Raw genomic sequence first — 22,794 nt, 5'->3', positions numbered from 1 at the left:
TTTCTTTTCGGGCTTTCGAAGGGGCATGTAGGGGCTAGAACGCTAGCATGAAACAAATGTTCATCTTCGGGCTGGGCTACACGGCCAAACGGATCGCCGCCGCGCTGGAGCGCGAGGGGTGGCGCGTGGTCTCGACCGGCCGCGACGGCACAGTGCGGTTCGATGAGGAGGACGCGGTGCGGGAGGGGCTCCAAATCTCGAGCCATGTCCTGTCCTCGGTCCCGCCCGGACGCGAAAGCGGGGCCGATCCGGTGCTGGAGACCTATGGCGATGCTCTGAAGCACGGCTGGCTGGGCTATCTCTCCTCCACCGGCGTCTATGGCGATGCGCAGGGTGCCTGGGTGGACGAGAGCGCACCGACGGGCGGCGGTCGCCGCTCGGCGCGGGCGGACTGCGACGCGCTCTGGCTGGAGCGTGGTGCACGCGTGTTCCGCTTGCCGGGGATTTACGGCCCGGGGCGCAGCGCGCTCGACCGGGTTCGTGAAGGCAAGGCGCACAGGATCGATATTCCGGGCCAGGTCTTCAGCCGGGTCCATGTCGACGATATCGTCAGCGGCGTACTGGCGGGACTGGATGCACCGCCGGGGGCCTACAACCTCGCCGACGACCTGCCGTGCAGCCAGAACAGCGTGATCGAGGAGGCATGCCGCCTTCTGCGAACGGCCCCGCCGCCGCTGCAGAGCATGGCAGAAGCCAACCTCTCCCTCATGGCACGCGGCTTCTATGCCGAGAACCGCCGGGTGGCGAACGGCAAGGCGAAACGGGTGCTGGGGTGGGAACCGAAGTATCCCGATTATCGCAGCGGGCTGGCGGCGCTGCTTTAGTCGGTATCGTGCCGGAAACTGCTCGCCTGCCCGACCTTGAAGCCCTTGGCCTTGCGTGAGCGGAGCGCGATGACCATGCCCAGTAGCGCCAGCGCCGCGCCGCCGATGGCGAGCCCGCTCCAGCGGTAATCCTCGAACAGGGTCGACAGCAGCATCGCCACGCACACGGTGACGAGCGAGTTGTAGGCGGTCTTGCCCGCGCCGATCTCGCGCACGAGGTTGTAGTGCAGCGGGAAGGTCACCACCGAGCCGATGATGGCGAGATAGGCGGTCCCGGCCCAGAAGTGCCAGTCCTGCGGCAAAGGCGGCGGTCCCGCCGTGACCCAGGCAAACAGGGCATCGGCGATCACGCCATAGACCATCGACCAGGCCAGCAGGCTGACCATCGGCAGCTTGCGCCCAACGTCATTGGCCTGCACCACATTGGCGAGCGAGGCGGCAAGGATGCCGCCCACGGTCAGCACGATCCCCAGCGCCACGTTGTCCCCCATCGGAGCCGAGCGCCATTCGTGCACCAGCAGCAGCACCACGCCGACAATCGCCACCGCACTCCCCAGCACGAAGCCGCCCTGCACTCTTTCGCCCAGCACGAAGCGGGCGAAGATCGCATTGGGCACCATCAGCAGCGCGAACATGACCGCGACAATGCCGGAAGTGATGTGCAGTTCCGCATGATAGACGAACAGGAAGTTGCCGCAGAACTGGGCGAGGCCGACGCCCACGGCGAGCAGCTGACCCTGCCTGCCCAGCCGCAGGCTCTTGCCGGTCACGACTGCCAGCAGGAACATCGCCGGGGTCGCTAGCAGGAAGCGGTAGAACACACCCCATGCGGGCGGCACGCCGTCGATCTGCCCGGTGATGACAAACCAGGTCGAACCCCAGATTATGCCGGTCAGCATGAAGGGCACCAGCACCCGCGGGTGCAGCATCGAGGGCGTGCTGTCGTTCACAGGCTGGCGATGGCCTTGCCGAGCGCCTGCGCGGCAACGGGGTCGCTGTCCCAAGCGGCCACGAAGCGGGCCGCATCCGCGCCCCAGTCGTAGAATTCGAAACCCTGCCCCCGCAGTGCTTCGCGCTCGGTCGGGGTGAGCCGCATGAAGACCTCGTTGGCTTCGACCGGGTGCATCAGCCGCCCGCCCGCCTCGGCGACGATGGCCTGCGCGGCGGCATTGGCCTTCCGCGCATTCTCCAGCCACAGATCGCCCTCGAGCATGGCCAGCAACTGCGCGGCCATGAAGCGGCCCTTGCTTTGCAGATGGCCCGCCCGCTTGCGGCGATAGCGCACGACATCGGCCAGCGCGGGATCGAAGAACACGATCGCTTCGGCGCTCATGCCGCCGTTCTTGACACAGCCGAAGCTCAGCGCCTGCGCAGGGCCGACCGCTTCGGCCGGCGTGCAGCCGAGAAACGCTACCGCATTGGCGAAGCGCGCCCCATCGACATGCAGGCCGAGACCGCGCTGCTTTGCCAGCGCCCCTATGGCGGCGAGTTCTTCCGGCCGGTAGGCCCGGCCATACTCGCTCGCCTGTGTGACCGAGACCGCATGCGGCTGGACCTGGTGGACGTCGTCGCGGATCGGGTCGATCACCGCCGCGATATCGCCCGGGGTCAGCTTGGCCCCCTCCCCTTCCGCCAGCATCAGCTTGGCCCCGTGAAGGTAGAAGCCGGGCGCGCCCGCTTCGTCCATCTCGATATGCGCTTCGCGGTGGCAGACGACCCCACCGTGTGGCGGGACCATGCTGGCCAGCGCAAGGCAATTGGCCGCCGTTCCGGTCGCCACCCACAGCGCCGCTACCTCGCGCCCGAACACCACGCCGAAGGCTTCGTCGAGCCGCTGCGACAGCACGTCGCCGTCATAGGGCGTGTCGACCGCATCGGCGGCGCGCAGGGCGTCCCACACCTTGGGGTGGACGGTTGCGGCATTATCGGAGAGAAAACGCATCGGAACGCCCCTAGCGCCGCCAGCGTTGTTGGCAAGAAGGAGCAATGCGATGAGCGATTCGCCGGACGAGGTCACCATCCTCCACCATGTCGTGGGGCAAGGCGGCAAGTATGTCGCGCAGATCGAAGGCAGCCCGCATCACGGCATGCTCGAATGGGAGCCGAGCGACGAGCACGGGGACGAGGTCCGCATCGCGACCCATACAGTGGTGCCCAAGGCGATCGGGGGGCGCGGCATTGCGGCGCTGCTGGTCGAACGCTTCGTTGCCGATGCGCGGCGGCTGGGCTTCCGGATCGTCCCGCGCTGTTCCTATGTCGCGCAGAAGTTCGAAGAACACCCGGACTGGGCGGACCTGCGCGCCTAGCCGGCGAGCTCCGAGAAATCGGTCCCGGAAATCGAATCGAGCACGGCGCGGCGAAGTTCGCGGGCGCGCTGCAGCGGGATGCCGTTGATGGCAAAGCTGCCGCCTGCAAGGCCCAGATGGAGCGAGGCATAACCCAGCCGGTGGCCCAATGGCCCCTGCTTGATCTCGACCGATTGCAGCTTCACCCGGCTGGCAATCCGCGTATTGGGCGAAAGCCAGCCGTGATGGCGATAGACCTGGCTTTCATCGAAGGCGTTGCGGTCGTGCCGCCACAGGAAATACTGCCGCACCGCCAGCGCCAGACCGAAGGCCGCAGGTATCAGCGCCATGTACCAGCGGCCATTGAAAGCTTCGGAATCAACCAGCACCTGCGAGAGCACCAGCAGGATCACCGACAGCAGTCCGAGCGTACCGCCATCGATCAGCATGCTGGCGTTGCGATAGGCACGGGTGCGGTGCTGCCAATCCAGTCCCTCGTCCGGCGGATGGAAACCCGCGGCCCGGATGATCGGTTCGAGTTCGCTATCCTGCGCAAAGGGAGCGACTACATGACTTGATGAGCCGGCATCCTGCGCCAGGCTGACGAATTTGAGGCCCGACCAGCACCAGCGACGACGGACGATCCCGGTGCCGATCTCCAGCGCCTGCACCCGGTGCGCGGGCATGACGACATCGGTGCGCGTCAGCAGTCCGCGGCGACGGCGGAATCCCTTGGCGGTCCTCTCGAGCCGGAAATCCCAGTCACGCAGCACCGTCCGCACGACGCCGGTAACCAGTCCGATCAGCACCAGAGTGGCCAGTCCGGCGAAGACACCGATGACCTGCGCCACCAGTCCCAGTTCGAGCAGCCAGTGCCCGGGCCCGGCAAACCAGTCGAGATAGATGTCCGGATCCCAGACCTCGATATTGAGGAAGGTTTCGGCATATTGCGCAAGGCCGCCCAGCACCGCGAAGACCGCCAGCGAGAATTCGAACAGGCCGAACTTGAGGAGGCGAGGCGGCGGCATATGGAACAGAAGTTCAGCGTTTTCCTGCGGCTTCGCCTCGGCATCGGCGATGGGGGAGGCTTCCCCTTCTTCGCGCCGTTCGCGCACCAGTTCGCGCAGAGCTTCGCCTTCGGCCTGCGACAGCCAGGAAAGCGCCAGTTCCTCCTTGCCGCCCGCGCCGGTCTCGAACTTGACTTGCACCAGCCCGAGCAGCCGGGGAACCAGTTTCTGCTCCAGGCTGACGTCCTGGATCCGCTCGTAGGGTACCGAGCGCGCGGCGCGCGACAGCACCCCGCTTTCGACCCGGATGTCGTTTTCGCCCACCCGGTAGGTAAAGCGTCGCCATTGCAGGAACGACGGCAGCAGGATCGCCGCGATGGCCACCAGCGCGCCCAGTGCCAGTTTCGCCGCCAGCCCCGAATAGTCACTGCCGATTATACTATATCCGGCAAAGCCCAGCGGCACGACCAGCTGCGGCAGCACTTGCGATGCCTTGACCGCGAAACTGAGCGGGTGGGTGCGGCGTGGTTCGCCGCCGCCGAGGGCAACCGGATTCACTGTGCCTCGCGCTTGATATGGGCGCGGATCTCTTCGCGGATCGTCAGTGCGGTTTCATGGAGCAGCCCGGGCAGCTTGACCGAGGCATTGTGGGTCCCCGCCGTATGCAGCGTGATCGTCGCGAGCCCGAAATAGCGTTCCAGCGGCCCGCGATCGACGTCGATATGCTGGACCCGCCCGAACGGCACCACCGTGTCCGAACGGAACAGGATCCCGCGCACCACCCGCAGCCGGTCCGCTTCCAGCGCATAGCCGCGCGCGATGAAACGGCGGTGCGGCATCCGCCACAGCACCAGCCCGACCAGCGCCAGCACCGGCACGAAGATCGCCCCGGGCGGAACCGCGATGGCCACATCGGCGACCAGCGCCGCGACCGACACGACCAGCGCAACAATCGCGCCCTCGGCCCGCAGCTGCTTTTCATGGTTGGGATGGACCCTGGTCAGGATCCCGTCGGCATCCTCGAAGGTCTCTGGCTCATAGGCAGCGACTGCATTGGTCACAGGCGCGACAGGCGCAGCCTCGTTGTTCCCATCATCCATGGTGTATGAATGGAGTAAGACAGTCGCGATTTCAAGGAGGGACTGCGCTCAAGCAGCGATGCGATAGCGCAAATACAGGCGCGCTCATCCAGCGATGCGATAGCGCGAACATCCTGGTGCTGCTGGGGAGGATTGAACTCCCGGCCTCACCCTTACCAAGGGTGCGCTCTACCACTGAGCTACAGCAGCCAACCGGAACGAGGCGCGGCCTATTGTCGCGAGTGCCCCGATTGTCAAGCCAAGCTTGAGGTTGGAGGACATATTCGGCAAAGCATTTCGCATGAGTGAAGCGCCGGACAAGAATATGTCGCGCGAGGAGCGCCTCGCGGCCAAATTGCGCGAGAACCTGCGCCGCCGGAAGGCGCAGGCCCGCGAAATGGGCAGCGGCGCGACCGAATCAGGCGACAGCGGGGTTTCCAATCCCGAGTCCACAAGCTAACGCGGCGTGCTCGCTTTGTTGTCCCGCCAACGCGGGGGCGGTGCCAGCCCTCTCCCCCTCCCGGCCACCCGATATGATGACCGCTACGGTATCGGGTGGCTGGGAGGGGGAGAGGGCCGGAATCGCAATCCGGAGAAGATATGCCCACCCTCATTCTCGTCCGCCACGGCCAGAGCCAGTGGAACCTCGAAAACCGGTTCACCGGCTGGTGGGATGTCGATCTGACCGAGCAGGGCGAAGCCGAAGCGCGGGCCGCCGGCGAGCTGCTGCGCGAGAAGGGCGTGCTGCCGACCGTGGCCTTCACCTCGCTCCAGACCCGCGCCATCAAGACACTGCATTTCGCGCTGGAGCATTGCGGGCGGCTGTGGATCCCGGAAACCAAGGACTGGCGGCTCAACGAACGGCACTATGGCGGGCTTACCGGGCTCGACAAGCAGGAGACCCGCGAGCGCCACGGCGACGAGCAGGTGCATATCTGGCGCCGCAGCTTCGACGTCCCGCCCCCGGTGCTTGAGGCCGGCAGCACCTACGACCTCGCCAGCGATCCACGCTATGCCGGGATCGCCATTCCTGCGACCGAGAGCCTCAAGCTGACCATCGAGCGCGTGCTGCCCTATTGGGAAAGCGCGATCCTGCCGGTGCTGGCGAGCGGCGAGACCGTGATCATCAGCGCCCATGGCAACTCGCTGCGGGCGCTGGTCAAGCATCTCTCGGGCATTTCGAACGAGGGCATCACCGGGCTGGAGATTCCCACCGGCCAGCCGATCGTTTACGAGTTCGATGCGAATATGCATCCCGGTGAACGCACTTACCTGAAGGACATGTGAGCCATGAGCGGGGCAAAAATCGCCATTATCATGGGCAGCCAGTCGGACTGGCCGACCATGCGCTGCGCCGCCGAAGTGCTCGACGAGCTGGGGGTGGCCTATGACGCACGGATCGTCTCCGCCCACCGCACGCCGGACCGGATGGCGGATTTTGCCAAGAATGCTGAAGCCGATGGTTTCAAGGTCATCATCGCTGGCGCAGGCGGCGCGGCGCACCTGCCCGGCATGGTCGCCGCGATGACCCACCTGCCGGTGCTGGGCGTGCCGGTGCAGTCGAAGGCGCTGAGCGGGATGGATAGCCTGCTCTCCATCGTCCAGATGCCTGCAGGCGTGCCGACCGGGACGCTGGCCATCGGCGAAGCGGGGGCAACCAATGCCGGGCTGCTGGCTGCCAGCATTCTTGCGACATCGGACGACGTGCTGGCGGACAAGCTCAAAGCCTGGCGCGCCGCGCGGACCGAGGCAGTGGCGGAGAAGCCGGTTGACGATCAGCAACCGCCGACTTTCTCCCAGGGAGGTGATGCGCAAGCTATCAGCCGTCTGGCCAAGGAACATTTCGGCGGATTTCTTGAAATGTTCGAGGCCCATGGATGGCCCGAGCGAGGCTCTGACATGATGCGCAAAGTACAGATGCGGGTAAAGGAAGAGTATGGAAGCGTGGCAGCCTTCGTCGCCAAGCTCACAAGCGGGAAATAGGTTCCAATAGTGATCAAGCCAGGGGGGACAATCGGCATATTGGGCGGTGGCCAGCTGGGCCGGATGATGGCCATGGCCGCCGCGCAGATGGGTTATCGCTGCATCGCCTACACTCCCGAGGCGGACAATGTCGTGGGCGACGTGTGCCACGATGTGTTCGTCAACGGGTGGGACGATACACTCGCCATGGCTGCTTTCGCCCAGAAATGCGATGTGGTGACGTGGGAGTTCGAGAACGTCCCGGCGGGCGCACTCGCGCCGGTCGATGCTTTGCTGGTGCCGCATCCGCGCGCGCTGGAAACGGCGCAGGACCGCCTCAACGAGAAGCGTTTCGTCGAGCGGCTCGGTGGCCGCGCGGCTCCTTTCGCTCCGGTCGATTCGCGGACGGATCTGATGGACGCACTGGAGCGGATCGGCACGCCCGGCATTCTCAAGACCCGGCGTGATGGTTACGACGGCAAGGGGCAGTGGCGGATCGGCACCTCGCGCGATGCGGAAGGGATCTCGCTGCCCGGCGCACCATGCGTTTACGAAGGGCTGGTCGAATTCGACGCCGAATTCTCGGTCATCCTCGCCCGCAGCGCCGAAGGGCAGAAGGTGTTCTGGGACAGCACTGCCAATGTCCACCGCGACGGCATGCTCCATACCTCGACATTGCCGGCGGGCCGCCTGGTCGAATGCCATATCGCGGAAGCGCGCAGGCTGGCCGGCAAGGTCGCCGATGCGCTCGGCTATGTCGGCGTGCTGACGCTGGAATTCTTCGCCACGGCGAATGGGCCGGTGTTCAACGAAATGGCCCCGCGCGTCCACAATTCGGGCCACTGGACCATCGAAGGCGCGGCCACCAGCCAGTTCGAGAACCACATCCGCGCCATCTGCGGCCTCCCGCTGGGCGACACCCGCACCGTCAGCCCCGGTATCGTCATGACCAATATCGTCGGCCAGGATGCCGACGACGCGGCGCATTGGCTCGACGACCCGGCGACCCACCTGCATCTCTATGGCAAGGCCAAAGCGCGGGAAGGGCGCAAGATGGGCCATGCGACGCAGCTGGTGTGGGACGCCTGATGTGCCGGAGCTGCCGTCTCCTTTCATGATCTACGCCCGAGCGGCGAACGGCGTAATCGGCAGGGACGGGGCGATCCCCTGGCATCTTCCCGCCGATCTCAAGCGGTTCAAGGCGCTGACCATGGGGCACGCCATGATCATGGGCCGCAAGACCTTCGACAGCTTCCCCTCACCGCTGCCCGGTCGCCGCCATATCGTGCTCACCCGGGCGCGGAACTGGCAGGCCGAAGGCGCGCAAGTGGTCCACTCCAAGGCCGAGGCGCTGGCGCTCGCTGGCAAGGCACCCGTCGCCATCATCGGTGGGGCGGAAATCTATCGCCTGTTCGAAACCGACGCCGCGCGGATCGAGGTGACGCAGCTCCATGCGGACTATGATGGCGATACTTTCATGGACCCGCCCAGCGAAAGCTGGCGCGAAGTGACGCGCGAGGACCATGCGGCCACCGATATGCTTCCCGCCTTCTCCTACATCACCTATGAGCGCCGCTGATGCGCTGGCTCGATCACCGGAACCCTGTGGCTGACCCCTTGCGCGGTGCCGTCATCGCGCTGGGCAATTTCGACGGCTTCCACCGTGGTCACCAGGCGGTGGCGGGCGAGGCGATCCGCTGGGCGCATGCCGAAGGCCGACCCAGCATCATCGCCACTTTCGATCCGCATCCGGTGCGGTTTTTCCGCCCGGACACGCCGCCGTTCCGCCTGACCACGCTGGAGCAGCGGCAGGAACTCTACCTCGCCGCCGGAGCGACAGCGATGCTGGTGTTCCATTTCGATGGCGACCTGGCGGGCACCACCGCCGAGGATTTCATTACCGAGATCCTGCTCACCCGCTTCGGTGCGCATGGCGTGGTGACCGGCGGCGATTTCACCTTCGGACAGGGGGCGAAGGGAAATGTCGAGCTGCTGAAGTGCTTCGGCGGCGCACACGGCCTCCAAAGCCGCGTGGTCGAGGCCGTGAGCGAGGACGGGGTGATCTCCTCCAGCCGCATCCGCGAGGCGCTGCGCGAAGGCGACTGCGAGACCGCTACCCGCCTGCTGACCCGCCCCTTCGCCATTCGCGGCGTGGTCGAGCATGGCGACAAGCGCGGGCGGACCATCGGCTATCCCACCGCCAATCTCAGCATCGAGAGCTATCTGCGCCCGCGCTATGGCATCTATGCCGTGACCGGGCGCATTCTCGCCACCGGGCAAATACTCAAAGGCGCGGCCAATATCGGCATTCGCCCGCAGTTCGAGCCGCCCAAAGAATTGCTCGAACCCTATTTCTTTGATTTCAAAGGTGACTTATACGGGCAGGAAATAGAAGTCGCATTTCATCATTTCCTGCGGTCCGAAGCCAGGTTCGACACGCTCGAGGCGCTGGTCGAACAGATGGAGGCGGACTGCGCCCGGGCGAAGGAACTGCTTGCGTGAATCCATGGGTCAGGGGCGCTGCCATGGCAGCGGCTATCGGATTTCTCGTCTTCACCGTCGTCAATGCCAGCTGGATCGCCACTTCGCCAAGCGGGGTGCCGATGCTGATCGCGCATCGCGGGATCGCGCAAGTCGCCGATGACGCGGGCGTCAAGACCGGTGACTGCACCGCCAGCAGGATCGACGAGCCCTATCACAAGCTGATCGACAACACCGCCGCCGCCGCTGCGCGCGCGGTGCAGCTCGGGGCGCATCTTGTTTCGCTCGACATGACCCGCAGCAGCGACGGCGAGCTTGTCTTTCACGCCGACGACACGCTCGATTGCCGCACCGACGGCACAGGCGCGGTGCGCAGCAAGACACTGGCGGAATTGAAAGCGCTCGATGTCGGCCATGGCTACACCGCCGATGGCCAGAGCTTCCCCTTGCGCGGGCTGGGCGCGGGCAAGATCGCGACCTTCGAGGAGATGCTCATCTATACCCCGCGCCGGACGCGGCTGATGGTGCGCTTCACCACCGACGAGGCGGGTGATGCGGACCTGCTGGCGGCCAAGTATAAGGCCGCCGGGCGCGATCCGGTCGAGGCGCGCGATGCCTTTTACGGGGCGGCAAAGCCTGTTGCGCGGATGCGCGAGCTTTATCCCGACGCATGGAGCTGGACCCGCGAGGAAGCCTGGCAATGCACCAGCGACTACCGCCTGGCCGGCTGGACATCGATCCTGCCCGAAAGCTGCAAGGGCAAGACCATGCTGGTCCCGCTCGACAGCCAGTGGACCCTGTGGGGCTGGCCCAACCGGCTGATCCAGCGGATGGAGGAGCACGGCGGGCGGATCGTGGTGGTCGAATCCTATGACCCGGACGCGCCCCTGCGCGGCCTCACCCTGCCCGAGCAGCTCGGCGATATCCCCCGGACCTTCAACGGCTTCATCCTGGTCGAGGACAGCTTCACCGTGATCCCGGCGCGGGTGCCGCGGTTCGACAACCGCCGCGAGCTTGAGGTCGAGGCAGCCGAAGCCGCGCTGGAGCGGCGACGCAACAAGTAGCCACGGGCGCGAACTCGCCCTTTATCGCAGGGCACAATTGCCCTAACGGCGCTCTCCTATGCCTGAACAGCCTGACTACCGCGACACGGTCTTCCTTCCCAAGACCGACTTCCCCATGAAAGCCGGCCTTCCGCAGAAGGAGCCGGGCATTCTGGCGCGCTGGCAGGCTGAGGATGTCTATGGCCAGCTGCGCGAGGCGCGGCGGGGGCGCGAGAAGTTCATTTTCCACGACGGCCCGCCCTACGCCAATGGCGAGATCCATATCGGCCACGCGCTCAACAAGGTGCTGAAGGACATGGTCGTGCGCAGCCAGAGCCTGCTGGGCAAGGATGCACCCTATGTGCCCGGCTGGGACTGCCACGGCCTGCCGATCGAATGGAAGGTCGAGGAACAGTACCGCAAGCAGAAGAAGAACAAGGACGAGGTCCCGGCGAAGGAATTCCGCGCCGAATGCCGCGCCTACGCCCAGCACTGGGTGGATGTGCAGCGCGAACAGTTCAAGCGGCTCGGCATCCAGGGCGACTGGGACAATCCCTATCTGACGATGGATTTCGACGCCGAAGCGACCATCGTTGCCGAGCTGATGAAGTTTGCCGAAGCGGGCAATCTCTATCGCGGCGCCAAGCCGGTGATGTGGAGCCCGGTCGAAAAGACCGCGCTGGCCGAGGCCGAGGTCGAGTATGAGGACATCACCTCGACCCAGATCGATGTGGCGTTCGAGATCACCGAGAGCCCGATCGCGGAGCTGGTCGGTGCCCATGCGGTGATCTGGACAACGACCCCGTGGACGATCCCGGTGAACCAGGCTTTGGCCTATGGGCCGGAGGTTGAGTATTACCTCTTCTCGATTGCTGCGGGCGGTCCATACGATATTGAGCCTGCGGCAGTGCCGCCGCGCACTGCGTTCGACGAACACGGTCAGAAGCGTTTCCTGATTGCAGCTCAGCTACTTGAGGAATTCCAGAAGCGCACCAAGCTTATCGCGGCGGACGGCCCCTACCGTAAGACAATCAAAGGCTCCGACCTCGCTGGCACCATTGTCCGCCACCCGATGCACCACCTCGGCGGGTTCTACGCCGCGCCGCGCCCGCTGCTGCCGGGCGACTTCGTCACCACCGACAGCGGCACCGGCCTCGTCCATATGTCGCCCGATCATGGCGAGGACGATTTCGACCTTTGCAAGGCCCACGGCATCAACCCGGTGTTCGCGGTCGATGACGGCGGGGTCTATCGCGACGACTGGCTGTGGCTGGGCGCGAGTGACGTCGATGCCGAGGGCAAGCCGCGTCGCCGCGCGGTCATCAACGCCGGTTTCAACGCGCCTGACGGGCCGATCTGCTCGGACCTGCGCGCAGCAGGCGCGCTGCTGAGCGCGAGTGCCGATTACCAGCACAGCTACCCCCATTCGTGGCGCTCGAAGGCCAAGGTGATCTATCGCTGCACCCCGCAGTGGTTCGTGCCGATGGACCAGCCGCTGGGGGTGGGCGATTTCGAAGTGGCACCCGCCAGCCCGCTCGGCGGCGCGGTCGCGCCGTTTGTCAGCCATGACCATTCGACCCTGCGCGAGCGTGCGCTGGCGGAGATCGACCGTGTCAAGTTCTTCCCCGAGAAGGGCCGCAACCGCATCCGCTCGATGGTCGAAGGCCGCCCCGATTGGGTGCTGAGCCGCCAGCGCGCCTGGGGCGTGCCGATCACGCTGTTTGTCCGCCCCGACGGCACATACCTGCAGGACCCGGCGGTCAACGCCCGCGTCGTCGCTGCCGTGCGCGAGCAGGGCGTCGATGCCTGGGAGGAAAGCCGCAAGGCGGAATTCCTCGGCCCCGATCACAACCCCGACGAGTTCGAGATGGTCACCGACATTCTCGACGTCTGGTTCGATTCGGGCTGCACCCATGTCTTCACGCTGGAATCGGACCGCTGGCCGGATCAGCGCTGGCCCGCCGATCTCTATCTCGAAGGCAGCGACCAGCATCGCGGCTGGTTCCAGTCGAGCCTGCTGGAAAGCTGCGCCACCCGCGGCCGCGCGCCCTATGACCAGGTCCTGACCCACGGCTTCACCATGGACGCCAAGGGCAAGAAAATGTCCAAGAGCCTCGGCAACACGGTCGATCCGCTGAAGGTGATGGAGGAATACGGGGCGGACATCATCCGCCTGTGGGCGCTATCGGTCGATTTCACCGAGGATCACCGCATTGGCGACGAGATCCTGAAGGGCGTGGCCGACCAGTACCGCCGCCTGCGCAACACCTTCCGCTACCTGCTCGGTGCGCTCGACGGCTTTGTCGGCGACATGGGCAATGCCGGTTCGATCCCCGAGCTGGAGCGCTATGTGCTGGCGCTGCTGGCCGATCTCGACGGAAAGCTTCGCCACGCGGTCGAGACCTACGACTTCAACACATACACCCGCCTGCTGGTCGAGTTCTGCAACGAAGACCTCAGCGCCTTCTTCTTCGATATCCGCAAGGACAGCCTCTATTGCGACGGCAAGGATAGCGACAAGCGCAATGCCTATCGCACCGTGCTCGACATCCTGTTCCACGCGCTGGTGCGCTACGCCTCGCCCGTGCTGGTGTTCACGGCGGAAGAGGTCTGGCAGTCGCGCTATCCCGACGGCGGCAGTGTCCATTTGCTCGAATGGCCGCGCGTTCCCGGGATCGAGGCCGATGGCGAACGCTGGGCCGCGATCCGCGCCTTGCGCGAGCGGGTCAACGAGGCAATCGAGCCGCTGCGCCGCGACAAGGTGATCCGCTCCAGCAACGAGGCCGACGTGATCGTGCCTGCCGGCGCGGTGCCCGAAGGCTTCAGCGATGCGGACCTGGCCGAACTGTTCATCACCGCGTCAGTCACGCGCAGCGATAGCGATACCGTGACCGTAACCCGTTCGACCGACCACAAATGCGGCCGCTGTTGGCGTCTTTTGCCCGAAGTGGCAGAAGACGGCGCGCTGTGCGGGCGCTGTGCCGATGTCGTTGGGGAGGGTGTGCGCTGATGGGCACGATCGGGAAACGCCGCCTGTGGGGCATTGTGCTGGCGCTGGCCGTCTGCGCGGTGGACCAGTACATCAAATGGGTCGTGCGGGTACAGCTCGACCTCCGGAACCGTCCCGAGGGTCTTTACGAGTTGCTGCCCTTCTTCGACCTGCGCTGGACCCGCAATTTCGGCATCTCGCTCGGCATGTTCGAAGCGACCAGCACCGAAATGCGCTGGGCGCTGGTGGCAGCGACCGCGCTGATCGCGGTCGTGGTGCTGGTTTGGCTGCTGCGCGAGAAGGCCAAGGGCGACATCTTCGGCCTTTCCCTGATCCTCGGCGGGGCGCTCGGCAATATCTACGATCGCTACACCTGGGGCTATGTGATCGACTATGCCGACCTGCATTTCGGGGAATTCCGCCCCTTCCTGATCTTCAATGTTGCCGACGCCGCGATTACCATCGGGGTGCTGATTATCCTTGCCCGATCGTTCCTGGTGCCCGAAAAGAAGGAAACACCAGCCGATCCCGAGACGCCGGACCAGCTTCCGGCAGAGAGTTGAGAGCGATGAACAAGACCACCAGCCTGATCCTGCTGACCGGTGCCAGCGCCATGCTCGCCGCATGTGGCAGCGGCGGAGGCATCCTCGGCCGCGAACGGCCCGACGAGTTCGCCGTGCAGCGGCAGGCGCCGCTGGTGGTGCCGCCCGACTTCAACCTCGAGCCGCCTACCCCGGGTGCCCCTCGCCCCAATGAAGGCACCGCGGCCGAGCAGGCGCTCGACGTGCTGTTCGGCGGCCCTGCCCCGCGCAGCCCGGTCGAAAGCACCGCCATCAGCCGCGCGGGCAGCGCCGAACCGGGCATCCGCTCGGCCGTGGGCGATCCGCAGACCAACACCGTCGCCAAGGGTCGCGTAACCCGCGACATCATCGCCGCGCCGGAGGGCGACGGCCAGGCTGCTCAGAGCGTTATTCCGGGCTGAAGCTCGTGATTGCGCACCCGCCTCCGCGGGTGCGTCCTCGGCGCTATTCCTTCGCTTCGCTACGGGCGCCTGCGGACGGGCGGTCGCCCTTGCCGGGCCTCCGCCGGCCCGGTGATGCCGCAACCCAGCAATGTCGGGACAATTCCTCAAACGCGAGCAGCAGGCGAGTGCGAGGCCGACCGACCGGCCGCCCGCGGCGATGGGTCCTTCAGGCCCCTTGAGCGAGAATATATCGCCCCGGATGGCGTGCGCAAAACAAGGATCACCCTTCTTCGCTGACCAGCAATTTATCGATCTTCCGCCCGTCCATATCGACGATCTCGAAGCGCCAGCCCTGGTCGTGGAAGTGTTCGCCTTCCTCGGGCAGCTTCTTGAGCACCGCCAGGACGTAGCCTGCCACGGTCGCGAATTCGCGGTCTTCGCCATATTCGATGCCCAGCCGGTCGGCCAGCGCGTCGGCTGGTAACGCGCCCGACACCAGCAACGAGCCGTCCTCACGCTCGATGATTTCCGGCACCTCGCCCTGGTCCTGGTCGCTGGCGAACTGGCCGACGATAGCGGTGAGCAGGTCGATGGGGGTCACGATCCCGTCGAGGTGGCCGTATTCGTCATGCACCATGGCCATGGCGATCTCGGCTTGCTGCAGGACTCGCAACGCGTCCATCGCATCGAGCTGGTCCGGGATCACCTCGGCCTTTTTCGTCAGCGCAGCGAGGTCCACCGATTGACCGGCCACTTGCGAGGCGAGGATTTCGCGCACCTTGACCACGCCCAGCATCTTGTCGGGCGAGCCTTCCGCAACCGGCAGCAACGAGTGCGGGCTTTCGGCGATGGTTGCCGCAATCTCGGCCTCGCTCGCCCCGGCGTCGATCCAGTCGATATCGGTGCGCGGCGTCATCACTTCACGCACCGGACGTTCGGCCAGCCGGACCACGCCGGTCAGTATGGCGCTCTGCTCTTCCTCCAGCACGCCCGAGCGGGTCGCGTCGGCAAACATCATCTGCAGTTCCTCGGCCGTAACAGAGGACTGGCCCGCCGGGCGAACCCCGAACAGGCGGACAATGGCCCCCGAAGAAGTATCCAGAATCCACACGATCGGTGCCGCAATCCGCGCCAGCCACACCATCGGCCGTGCCATCACCAGCGCGATCGGTATCGCCGCGCGCAAGGCCAGTTGCTTGGGCACCAGTTCGCCGACCACGAGGCTGAGGTAGGTTACCAGGGCAATAACGACGCCGAAGCCAAGCTGGGCGGCGTCGTCAGCCTCCAACCCCAGCCAGGCCTGCAGCCGTTCGCCCACCGGCCCGCCCAGGCTCGCTCCCGAATAGGCACCCGCAATAATGCCGACCAGCGTGATGCCGATCTGCACCGTTGACAAGAATTTACCCGGGTTCGCCGCCAGTTCGAGCACCAGCTTGGCCGAGCTGCTCCCCTTTTCAGCCTTTGTTTTCAGCACATTGTGCTTGGCCGAGACAATCGCGAGCTCGGACATCGCGAAAATCCCGTTGAGCAGGATCAGCGCGGCGATGATCAACAAGTCAGGCCAGGGAAAGGGTGTCACGGCGAATATGCGCTAGCACAAAACGGCGCGTGTGCCAGCCTGACTCGCCCGATCGCGCCAGTTTCGACCACGGTTTCGGAACCAGGCAGGGCCAAGAATGGTTTGAGACATGAAAACGCCGTGATTGCTGCGTAAATCCCGCGCGGGGGCTGCCGCGTAGAGAAAGAGGGACGTCAAATGAAAACATCAAAAATCATCATGGCCTCGGTTGCATCGATCGCCCTGCTGGGCACTTCCGCGTGCGTGACCGATCCCAACACCGGCGAGAAGAAGGTCTCGCGCACTGCCATCGGCGCGGCGCTGGGCGGGACGCTCGGCTATCTGCTCGGCGGCGCGATCGGCGGCAACACCGCGCGCATCATCGGTGCCGGTATCGGCGGCAGCGCTGGCGCGGTGATCGGCAAGCAGTTCGATGACCAGATCAAGGAGCTCGACGAGTCGGTTTCCGGCGCCGGCGTCGACGTCGAGGAAATTGGCGACCAGGACGCGATTCTCGTCCGCCTGCCCGACGGTGTGACCTTCGCCAGCGGTTCGGCCAGCATCAACCCCGGTTTCTACACCACGCTCGATGCGGTGGCGGACAGCCTGATCAAATACCCCAACAGCCTCGTCGACGTGTACGGCTTTACCGACACGACCGGCTCCGACGCGCTCAACCAGCGCCTGTCGGAGCAGCGCGCGCAGGCAGTGGCCGATTATCTCGCCGCCCGCGGCGTGGCGCGGTCGCGACTTGCCACCCAGGGCTTCGGCGAACGCTATGAGTATCTGCGGGTGAAGACCGGCGACAATGTCGCCGAACCGCTGAACCGCCGGGTCGAAATCAAGATCATCCCGGTCAGCCAGGCCGACGTGCAGGCTGCGCGGGGCAACTGATCGCCAATTCCTGCCATTCCTGGCAGCAAGCGTGGGGTCGGCAGCAATGCCGGCCCTTTCGCGTTTCACCCGATCTCGGCACGCTGACTGGCCACTATAGCCTTGGCACGGGTAGCGAGGTGCTGGACCGCCTCAGCATGAATTCCCGGAGCGCTGACGAGCAGGCCGAAGGCGCGCGGATCGCGCTTGTTGTAGGCAAGCGGCGCACCGAAGGCGTCTGTCGTCGCCGCTCCCGCCTCGCGTGCGATCAGGGCCGCAGCGCCGATGTCCCATTCGTAACCCCAGCGCAGAGTGGCGACGAGGTCTGCCTCGTCCGCAGCCACCATCGCCACCCGCAAGGCGATGCTGTTGGGCTTCTCGACCATGGCAAGCAGCCGGTCTTCCTTCATCAGCGAATCGGTCGGCACGCGCGCTCCGGCAAATTTCGTCCGGCGCGAGGCCTCGAGCGGCGCGCCATTGCGCTGCGCACCCTGCCCGGCAATGGCGATCCATTCCTCGTTCCGCGCCGGCGCGCCGAGCATGCCGATCAGCGGCCGCCCTTCGCTGATCAACGCGACCGACACGGCCCAGCCGGGCCGACCACGGATGAAGTCGCGCGTCCCGTCAATCGGATCGACCAGCCAGATCAGGCGATTGTCCAGCCGCCCCGGTGCATCGACGGTTTCTTCCGATAGCCACCCGGCCGAAGGCAGCAGCGCCATCAGCTCGCGCTTGAGGAAGCTGTCGACCGCCATATCCGCCGCGCTGACCGGGTTGCCCGGGGTCTTGTCCCAGCTTTCCAGCGCATGGCCGGCTCCCGGCCAGGCGGCATGGGCAATGGCGGCGGCTTCGCGAACAATGGACTGGAGGCGGGCGTGGTCGATCATCGTATCTGGCTCTGCGCGCCCATGCGGCCCGATTGCACACTTTTCAAGCGCGCCGATCCATGCTTAGGCGCGCTCGCATCATTTACCCGCAGCAATGACGGACAGGACCCGCTTCCCATGAACATCCACGAATACCAGGCCAAGGAACTGCTCGCGAAATACGGCATCGCCGTGCCCGCCGGCCATGCCGCGCTCACCGTCGAGGAAGCCGTGGCCGGAGCGAGGCAGCTGCCCGGGCCGCTGTATGTGGTGAAGGCCCAGATCCACGCCGGTGGCCGCGGCAAGGGCAAGTTCAAGGAACTCGGCGCCGATGCCAAGGGCGGCGTGCGCCTCGCCAAGAGCCTCGAGGAGGTCGAAGCCAATGCCCGCGAAATGCTCGGCAACACGCTGGTGACGATCCAGACCGGCGAGGCGGGCAAGCAGGTCAACCGCCTCTATGTCACCGACGGTGTCGATATAGCCAGGGAATTCTACCTCTCGCTGCTGGTCGATCGCGCAACCGGCCGCGTCGCCTTCGTCGTCTCGACCGAAGGCGGTATGGATATTGAGGCCGTCGCGCATGACACGCCCGAGAAGATCACCACCTTCACCGTCGATCCGGCGCAGGGCTTCCAGCCGCACCACGGCCGCGCGGTGGCCTTCGCGCTGAAGCTCAAGGGCGATCTCAACAAGCAGGCGCAGGTGCTCGCCAAGCAGCTCTATGACGCCTTCATGGCGACCGACTGCTCGATGCTGGAGATCAACCCGCTGGTCGAAACCGTCGATGGCAAGCTGACCGTGCTCGACGCCAAGATGAGCTTCGATTCCAACGCGCTTTACCGTCACAAGGACATCGAGGCGCTGCGCGACGAGACCGAGGAAGACCCGGCCGAAGTCGAAGCGAGCGAATACGACCTTGCCTATATCAAGCTCGACGGCAATATCGGCTGCATGGTCAATGGCGCGGGCCTTGCCATGGCGACGATGGACATCATCAAGCTCAACGGCGCTTTCCCGGCCAACTTCCTCGACGTGGGCGGCGGCGCCACCACCGAGAAGGTGACCGCGGCGTTCAAGATCATCCTCAAGGATCCGGCGGTCGAGGGCATCCTGGTCAACATCTTCGGCGGGATCATGAAGTGCGACGTCATCGCCAACGGCATCGTCCAGGCGGCGAAGGATGTGAACCTCTCGGTCCCGCTGGTGGTTCGCCTCGAAGGCACCAATGTCAACGAAGGCAAGGCGATCCTCGACAATTCGGGCCTCGCCATCGTCAGCGCCGACGACCTCGGTGATGCAGCCAAGAAGATCGTCGCCGAGGTCAAGAAAGCGGCGTAACCCTCTCCTCGTCATTTCGAGGAGCGCAGCGACGCGGCAATTCATGATCTGCCGTTCCCGATGGGACGGCCAGTCCGTGGATTGCTTCGCCTGCGGCTCGCAATGACGTTGCTTGGCGAATCTGTCGGCTGGATTGGGCTCGAGGCCCGATCAATCTCCGCTACGCCGGAACCGGAACACCAGTTCCTGCGGTTCCGGCTTGTCGCTCTTCATTCGCACCGCGACCACCATACCGCTTGCCGGGCCGGCTGCAGGATCAATGCAGCGGTAGGTCAGCGCGCTGAAATAGAGTGCGCAGGGTTCCGCCGCAAGCAGGCGGAAGGTGACCATGCCGTCCTTGTCCTCCCAGCCGGTGAGGTCGGGGTTGAAGTGCTTGAGCTTCACCACCAGCGAACCATCCTGTTCCATCAGGTACATGTGCTCGGTAAACATGATCCCGCCATCGGCGGTTTCCTGCACGAAGGTGCCGACCATGGTATCGCCCGAGGGCGCTAGCCAGCTTTCGTGCGCCTCGGCACCGCCGATACCCTCGCCGCTCCACTGGCCGACCAGCCATGCCGCATCGGCGATGGTGGCGGGCGGCGGCTCGAAGCCGGGCTCGCCCACGCGCGTCTCCTGCGGCGCCAGAGGGGCGGCGCATAGGCCCAACATCAGCGTCACAATGCTCCTGCAATTCATGCAACCCTCCTGCGGCTCGATCATCCCCGCCAAGTTGTAGCACAGTCTGGCCCAAAGCCAGTCTTGACCTTGGCGCGGTGGAGGTGGAGGGGAGTTGCCAAGGCAACATTCGGTTCCAACTGCCTTGCTTGACGTTTACGTAAACGCAAGCTAGGCGGACGACCAAGATTGCCGTTCGTGATTCTTTGAGAGGAAGGAACTCCCATGAAAATCCTCGTGCCCGTCAAGCGGGTGATCGACTACAACGTCAAACCGCGGGTCAAGGCGGATGGCACGGGCGTGGACCTGGCCAACGTCAAGATGAGCATGAACCCGTTCGACGAAATCGCCGTCGAAGAGGCGATCCGCCTCAAGGAAAAGGGTGCCGCGACCGAGATCGTCGCCGTCAGCGTCGGCCCGGCCAAGGCGCAGGAAACGCTCCGCACCGCGCTCGCCATGGGCGCCGACCGGGCGATCCTGGTGCAGGTCGATGACGATGTCGAGGTCGAACCGCTGGCGGTCGCCAAGATCCTCAAGGCCATTGCCGAGGCGGAAGAGCCCGGCCTGATCCTGCTGGGCAAGCAGTCGATCAGCGACGACAGCAACCAGACCGGCCAGATGCTCGCCGCGCTGATGAACCGTCCGCAGGGCACCTTCGCCAACACCGTCGAAGTCGAGGGCGATTCGGTCATCGTGAAGCGCGAGATCGACGGCGGCCTGCAGACCGTCAAGCTGTCGCTTCCCGCGATCGTCACCACCGACCTGCGGCTGAACGAGCCGCGCTATGCCTCGCTGCCGAACATCATGAAGGCGAAGTCGAAGCCGCTCGACACCAAGACCCCGGCCGATTTCGGTGTGGACATCACCCCGCGCCTCACCACCGTCCGGGTCGCCGAACCGCCGGTCCGCCAGGCCGGCGAGAAGGTCGCCGACGTCGATGCGCTCGTCGCCAAGATCAAGGCGCTCGGGATCGCGTAAGCGGCCCTGACAGGAAAGGATTCACAGATGAAAACTCTCGTTTGGGTCGAACACGACAACGCCTCGGTCAAGGACGCCACCCTGTCGGCCGTGACCGCCGCCTCGAAGCTCGGCGAAGTCCACCTGCTGGTCGCCGGCTCGGGCTGTGCAGCCGTTGCCGACGCCGCCGCCAGGATTGCGGGTGTCGGCAAGGTCCACCTCGCCGACCACGCCGCCTATGAGCACGCGCTGGCCGAAAACGTCGCGCCGCTGGTGGCATCGCTGATGGACAGCCACGACGCCTTCGTTGCGCCCGCCACCACCACCGGCAAGAACATCGCCCCGCGCGTCGCTGCGCTGCTCGACGTGATGCAGATTTCGGACATCCTCTCGGTCGAAGGCGACAAGACCTTCACCCGTCCGATCTATGCCGGCAACGCCATCGCCACCGTGACCAGCTCTGATGCCAAGCTCGTCATCACCGTGCGCGGCACGGCGTTCGACAAGGCGGCGACCGAAGGCGGCAGCGGCACGGTCGAGGCCGTCAGCGGCCCCGGCGATGCCGGCCTCTCGAGCTTCGTCAGCAGCGAAATCGCCAAGAGCGAGCGCCCCGAACTGACCAGCGCCAAGGTAATCGTCTCGGGCGGCCGCGCGCTTAAGGACAGCGCGACCTTCGAGGAAGTCATCACCCCGCTCGCCGACAAGCTCGGCGCCGGGATCGGTGCCAGCCGTGCCGCGGTCGATGCAGGCTATGTCCCCAACGACTACCAGGTCGGCCAGACCGGCAAGATCGTCGCCCCCGAAGTCTATATCGCCATCGGCATCTCCGGCGCGATCCAGCACCTTGCCGGGATGAAGGATTCCAAGACCATCATCGCCATCAACAAGGACGAGGACGCCCCGATCTTCCAGGTCGCGGACATCGGCCTGGTGGGTGATCTGTTCAAGATCGTGCCGGAGCTGACGAACAAGCTGTAACTTCGATTGCAACCGGCATTGGGGCAGGATAAAATTGCCGGATGCTTGGGAATTTACTTCGAAGAGGGGCCGTACTCTGTGCGGCCCCTTCTTTGTTGCTCGGGGCGATCGCATCGCCTGCGCTGGCGCTTGAAGAGACCACACGGCTGGAGCCCGTTTCCGGCTGGCACGTCGAATTGACCGACGGGATATGCCGGTTGTCACGCAGCTATAGCGCGGATGGACAGCAGGCCGTCCTCGCAATCGAGCACTTTGGCGAGCGGAATAGCTTCTCCATTACTGTTGCGGGTGAGGCTGTGACACGGGCCAAGGCAACCAGCGCCAGCGTACAATTCGGCCCCTTCTTTCCCCCTCACGAACGAGAGGTCGAGCGCGGCCGAATCAAGGGAGTGGGCGAGGCCATGCTGCTCAGCTCACGCGGATTGGCCCCGCCGGGCCAGGACAGGGAGGCTGAGGTAACGGAGGCCGACACACCGACGGTGCCAATGACTGCCGCAGACGCGGAATGGCTGCGGATCGAGCAGCATCCCGGGAGTTATCTTCGCTTTCCCCTGCCCAAATTCGGTGAGGCATTTGCGGTGCTCGATCAATGCGTCGATGCAATGGTCGAAAGCTGGGACTTCGATCCGGACGAGCAGCGGGCCCTGGTTGCGGGTCCCAAGGTCCGCGATCAGGCGAGCTGGGTCAACGATATCCGGTTCCCGGTCCGCGAACTGCGTGAAGGGTTCGACGGCCGCATCTGGCTGCGCTTCAATGTTGACGCTGCCGGGCGGCCAACGGCCTGCACCACCGTCAAATCAGCCGATGCCGACCGGTTTGGCAGTGCCTGCGAAAACCTGCTCCGCATCGCCCGATTCGACCCGGCGAGGGACCACGAAGACAAGCCCGCCGCGTCCTATATCGTTTTGAGCATCCGGTACGACGTCTATTGAA

The 22,794-nt window shown here is 65.2% G+C and carries 23 protein-coding genes, 1 tRNA gene and 1 pseudogene; 17 read left to right on the top strand and 8 right to left on the bottom strand.

The window, feature by feature from the left end; genetic code table 11:
* Positions 1–47 precede the first annotated feature (47 nt).
* Positions 48–824: an SDR family NAD(P)-dependent oxidoreductase gene (locus tag LY632_RS03220; protein WP_234092368.1), complete on the top strand. Its 777-nt coding sequence runs from the start codon at positions 48–50 to the stop codon at positions 822–824.
* Here LY632_RS03220 and LY632_RS03215 read toward each other — a convergent pair.
* Both LY632_RS03215 and LY632_RS03210 read right to left on the bottom strand, forming a co-directional pair.
* Positions 821–1,774 (bottom strand): DMT family transporter, encoded by a 954-nt coding sequence (locus LY632_RS03215; protein ID WP_234092367.1) that lies wholly within the window; start codon positions 1,772–1,774, stop codon positions 821–823. The genes LY632_RS03220 and LY632_RS03215 overlap by 4 nt on opposite strands.
* Positions 1,771–2,766 (bottom strand): low specificity L-threonine aldolase, encoded by a 996-nt coding sequence (locus LY632_RS03210; protein WP_234092366.1) that lies wholly within the window; start codon positions 2,764–2,766, stop codon positions 1,771–1,773. Before LY632_RS03210 ends, LY632_RS03215 begins: the two co-directional genes overlap by 4 nt.
* 49 nt (positions 2,767–2,815) lie before the next feature.
* On the opposite strand from LY632_RS03210, the gene LY632_RS03205 reads away from it, so the two are divergent.
* Complete coding sequence (locus tag LY632_RS03205) at positions 2,816–3,130, top strand: GNAT family N-acetyltransferase (RefSeq protein WP_234092365.1); 315 nt, start codon at positions 2,816–2,818, stop codon at positions 3,128–3,130.
* On the opposite strand, the gene LY632_RS03200 is transcribed toward LY632_RS03205, so the two are convergent.
* The 3 genes from LY632_RS03200 to LY632_RS03190 all read right to left on the bottom strand — a co-directional run bounded on the left by LY632_RS03200 (position 3,127) and on the right by LY632_RS03190 (position 5,405).
* Positions 3,127–4,674: a PH domain-containing protein gene (locus LY632_RS03200; protein WP_234092364.1), complete on the bottom strand. Its 1,548-nt coding sequence runs from the start codon at positions 4,672–4,674 to the stop codon at positions 3,127–3,129. The genes LY632_RS03205 and LY632_RS03200 overlap by 4 nt on opposite strands.
* On the bottom strand, positions 4,671–5,216 hold the full coding sequence (locus LY632_RS03195; protein WP_234092363.1) for a PH domain-containing protein: 546 nt from the start codon (positions 5,214–5,216) through the stop codon (positions 4,671–4,673). The genes LY632_RS03200 and LY632_RS03195 overlap by 4 nt, the downstream gene beginning before the upstream one ends.
* 114 nt (positions 5,217–5,330) lie before the next feature.
* A tRNA-Thr gene (locus LY632_RS03190) sits at positions 5,331–5,405 on the bottom strand.
* A 91-nt stretch (positions 5,406–5,496) separates the two neighbouring features.
* Here LY632_RS03190 and LY632_RS03185 point away from each other — a divergent pair.
* From LY632_RS03185 to LY632_RS03140, 10 genes and pseudogenes are all read left to right on the top strand, one after another.
* Positions 5,497–5,655, top strand: coding sequence for a hypothetical protein (locus tag LY632_RS03185; RefSeq protein ID WP_234092362.1), 159 nt, complete (start codon positions 5,497–5,499; stop codon positions 5,653–5,655).
* Positions 5,656–5,795: 140 nt separating this feature from the next.
* Positions 5,796–6,482, top strand: coding sequence for a 2,3-diphosphoglycerate-dependent phosphoglycerate mutase (gene gpmA / locus LY632_RS03180; protein WP_234092361.1), 687 nt, complete (start codon positions 5,796–5,798; stop codon positions 6,480–6,482).
* A 3-nt stretch (positions 6,483–6,485) separates the two neighbouring features.
* A pseudogene (gene purE / locus LY632_RS03175) lies at positions 6,486–6,962 on the top strand (5-(carboxyamino)imidazole ribonucleotide mutase); the annotation flags it as partial.
* Between the two features lie 225 nt (positions 6,963–7,187).
* The gene (locus tag LY632_RS03170; protein ID WP_234092360.1) at positions 7,188–8,246 is read left to right on the top strand and encodes a 5-(carboxyamino)imidazole ribonucleotide synthase; all 1,059 of its coding nucleotides are present in this window, start codon (positions 7,188–7,190) and stop codon (positions 8,244–8,246) included.
* 25 nt (positions 8,247–8,271) lie between these two features.
* Positions 8,272–8,736 (top strand): dihydrofolate reductase, encoded by a 465-nt coding sequence (locus tag LY632_RS03165; protein ID WP_234092359.1) that lies wholly within the window; start codon positions 8,272–8,274, stop codon positions 8,734–8,736.
* The gene (locus LY632_RS03160; protein ID WP_234092358.1) at positions 8,736–9,659 is read left to right on the top strand and encodes a bifunctional riboflavin kinase/FAD synthetase; all 924 of its coding nucleotides are present in this window, start codon (positions 8,736–8,738) and stop codon (positions 9,657–9,659) included. Before LY632_RS03165 ends, LY632_RS03160 begins: the two co-directional genes overlap by 1 nt.
* A 23-nt stretch (positions 9,660–9,682) precedes the next feature.
* Positions 9,683–10,702, top strand: coding sequence for a glycerophosphodiester phosphodiesterase family protein (locus LY632_RS03155; RefSeq protein WP_234092357.1), 1,020 nt, complete (start codon positions 9,683–9,685; stop codon positions 10,700–10,702).
* A 58-nt stretch (positions 10,703–10,760) separates the two neighbouring features.
* Positions 10,761–13,691 carry an isoleucine--tRNA ligase gene (gene ileS / locus LY632_RS03150; RefSeq protein ID WP_234092356.1) on the top strand — a complete coding sequence of 977 codons (2,931 nt, stop codon included), beginning with the start codon at positions 10,761–10,763 and terminating at the stop codon, positions 13,689–13,691.
* Positions 13,691–14,233, top strand: coding sequence for a signal peptidase II (lspA, locus tag LY632_RS03145; RefSeq protein WP_234092355.1), 543 nt, complete (start codon positions 13,691–13,693; stop codon positions 14,231–14,233). The genes ileS and lspA overlap by 1 nt, the downstream gene beginning before the upstream one ends.
* A gap of 5 nt (positions 14,234–14,238) precedes the next feature.
* The gene (locus tag LY632_RS03140) at positions 14,239–14,652 is read left to right on the top strand and encodes a DUF3035 domain-containing protein (protein ID WP_234092354.1); all 414 of its coding nucleotides are present in this window, start codon (positions 14,239–14,241) and stop codon (positions 14,650–14,652) included.
* Between the two features lie 262 nt (positions 14,653–14,914).
* On the opposite strand, the gene LY632_RS03135 is transcribed toward LY632_RS03140, so the two are convergent.
* Entirely contained in the window at positions 14,915–16,213 is a 1,299-nt protein-coding gene (locus tag LY632_RS03135) for a hemolysin family protein (protein ID WP_234092353.1), read from the bottom strand.
* 177 nt (positions 16,214–16,390) lie between these two features.
* Here LY632_RS03135 and LY632_RS03130 point away from each other — a divergent pair, with 177 nt between their 5' ends.
* Positions 16,391–17,086 (top strand): OmpA family protein, encoded by a 696-nt coding sequence (locus tag LY632_RS03130; protein WP_234092352.1) that lies wholly within the window; start codon positions 16,391–16,393, stop codon positions 17,084–17,086.
* A 65-nt stretch (positions 17,087–17,151) separates the two neighbouring features.
* Here LY632_RS03130 and LY632_RS03125 read toward each other — a convergent pair whose 3' ends face one another.
* Positions 17,152–17,952, bottom strand: a complete 801-nt coding sequence (locus tag LY632_RS03125; protein ID WP_234092351.1) for a 3'(2'),5'-bisphosphate nucleotidase CysQ — start codon at positions 17,950–17,952, stop codon at positions 17,152–17,154.
* A gap of 117 nt (positions 17,953–18,069) precedes the next feature.
* On the opposite strand from LY632_RS03125, the gene sucC reads away from it, so the two are divergent.
* Complete coding sequence (gene sucC / locus LY632_RS03120; protein ID WP_234092350.1) at positions 18,070–19,269, top strand: ADP-forming succinate--CoA ligase subunit beta; 1,200 nt, start codon at positions 18,070–18,072, stop codon at positions 19,267–19,269.
* 150 nt (positions 19,270–19,419) lie between these two features.
* Here the strand turns inward: sucC and LY632_RS03115 are convergent, their stop codons facing one another.
* A complete protein-coding gene (locus LY632_RS03115; RefSeq protein ID WP_234092349.1) occupies positions 19,420–19,875 on the bottom strand; it encodes a DUF6265 family protein in 456 nt (151 codons plus the stop codon).
* 276 nt (positions 19,876–20,151) lie between these two features.
* On the opposite strand from LY632_RS03115, the gene LY632_RS03110 reads away from it, so the two are divergent.
* From LY632_RS03110 to LY632_RS03100, 3 genes are all read left to right on the top strand, one after another.
* A complete protein-coding gene (locus LY632_RS03110; RefSeq protein ID WP_234092348.1) occupies positions 20,152–20,904 on the top strand; it encodes an electron transfer flavoprotein subunit beta/FixA family protein in 753 nt (250 codons plus the stop codon).
* 27 nt (positions 20,905–20,931) lie between these two features.
* Complete coding sequence (locus LY632_RS03105) at positions 20,932–21,861, top strand: electron transfer flavoprotein subunit alpha/FixB family protein (RefSeq protein ID WP_234092347.1); 930 nt, start codon at positions 20,932–20,934, stop codon at positions 21,859–21,861.
* 95 nt (positions 21,862–21,956) lie between these two features.
* A complete protein-coding gene (locus LY632_RS03100; RefSeq protein WP_234092346.1) occupies positions 21,957–22,793 on the top strand; it encodes an energy transducer TonB in 837 nt (278 codons plus the stop codon).
* The last annotated feature ends 1 nt before the right edge of the window (position 22,794 follow it).

This window comes from Erythrobacter sp. SDW2 (assembly GCF_021431965.1).
In the GTDB taxonomy this organism is placed as follows: Bacteria; Pseudomonadota; Alphaproteobacteria; order Sphingomonadales; family Sphingomonadaceae; genus Parerythrobacter.
Note: the sequence above shows the minus strand (reverse complement) of the source record. Positions and strands in the feature narration are given on the sequence as shown.

Coding starts and splice junctions, on each gene's coding strand:
- LY632_RS03220 (WP_234092368.1), top strand. CDS start 48: ATGAAACAAATGTTCATCTTCGGGCTGGGCTACACGGCCAAACGGATC.
- LY632_RS03210 (WP_234092366.1), bottom strand. CDS start 2,766: ATGCGTTTTCTCTCCGATAATGCCGCAACCGTCCACCCCAAGGTGTGG.
- LY632_RS03205 (WP_234092365.1), top strand. CDS start 2,816: ATGAGCGATTCGCCGGACGAGGTCACCATCCTCCACCATGTCGTGGGG.
- LY632_RS03195 (WP_234092363.1), bottom strand. CDS start 5,216: ATGGATGATGGGAACAACGAGGCTGCGCCTGTCGCGCCTGTGACCAAT.
- LY632_RS03185 (WP_234092362.1), top strand. CDS start 5,497: ATGAGTGAAGCGCCGGACAAGAATATGTCGCGCGAGGAGCGCCTCGCG.
- gpmA (WP_234092361.1), top strand. CDS start 5,796: ATGCCCACCCTCATTCTCGTCCGCCACGGCCAGAGCCAGTGGAACCTC.
- LY632_RS03165 (WP_234092359.1), top strand. CDS start 8,272: ATGATCTACGCCCGAGCGGCGAACGGCGTAATCGGCAGGGACGGGGCG.
- LY632_RS03160 (WP_234092358.1), top strand. CDS start 8,736: ATGCGCTGGCTCGATCACCGGAACCCTGTGGCTGACCCCTTGCGCGGT.
- LY632_RS03155 (WP_234092357.1), top strand. CDS start 9,683: ATGGCAGCGGCTATCGGATTTCTCGTCTTCACCGTCGTCAATGCCAGC.
- ileS (WP_234092356.1), top strand. CDS start 10,761: ATGCCTGAACAGCCTGACTACCGCGACACGGTCTTCCTTCCCAAGACC.
- lspA (WP_234092355.1), top strand. CDS start 13,691: ATGGGCACGATCGGGAAACGCCGCCTGTGGGGCATTGTGCTGGCGCTG.
- LY632_RS03140 (WP_234092354.1), top strand. CDS start 14,239: ATGAACAAGACCACCAGCCTGATCCTGCTGACCGGTGCCAGCGCCATG.
- LY632_RS03130 (WP_234092352.1), top strand. CDS start 16,391: ATGAAAACATCAAAAATCATCATGGCCTCGGTTGCATCGATCGCCCTG.
- LY632_RS03125 (WP_234092351.1), bottom strand. CDS start 17,952: ATGATCGACCACGCCCGCCTCCAGTCCATTGTTCGCGAAGCCGCCGCC.
- sucC (WP_234092350.1), top strand. CDS start 18,070: ATGAACATCCACGAATACCAGGCCAAGGAACTGCTCGCGAAATACGGC.
- LY632_RS03110 (WP_234092348.1), top strand. CDS start 20,152: ATGAAAATCCTCGTGCCCGTCAAGCGGGTGATCGACTACAACGTCAAA.
- LY632_RS03105 (WP_234092347.1), top strand. CDS start 20,932: ATGAAAACTCTCGTTTGGGTCGAACACGACAACGCCTCGGTCAAGGAC.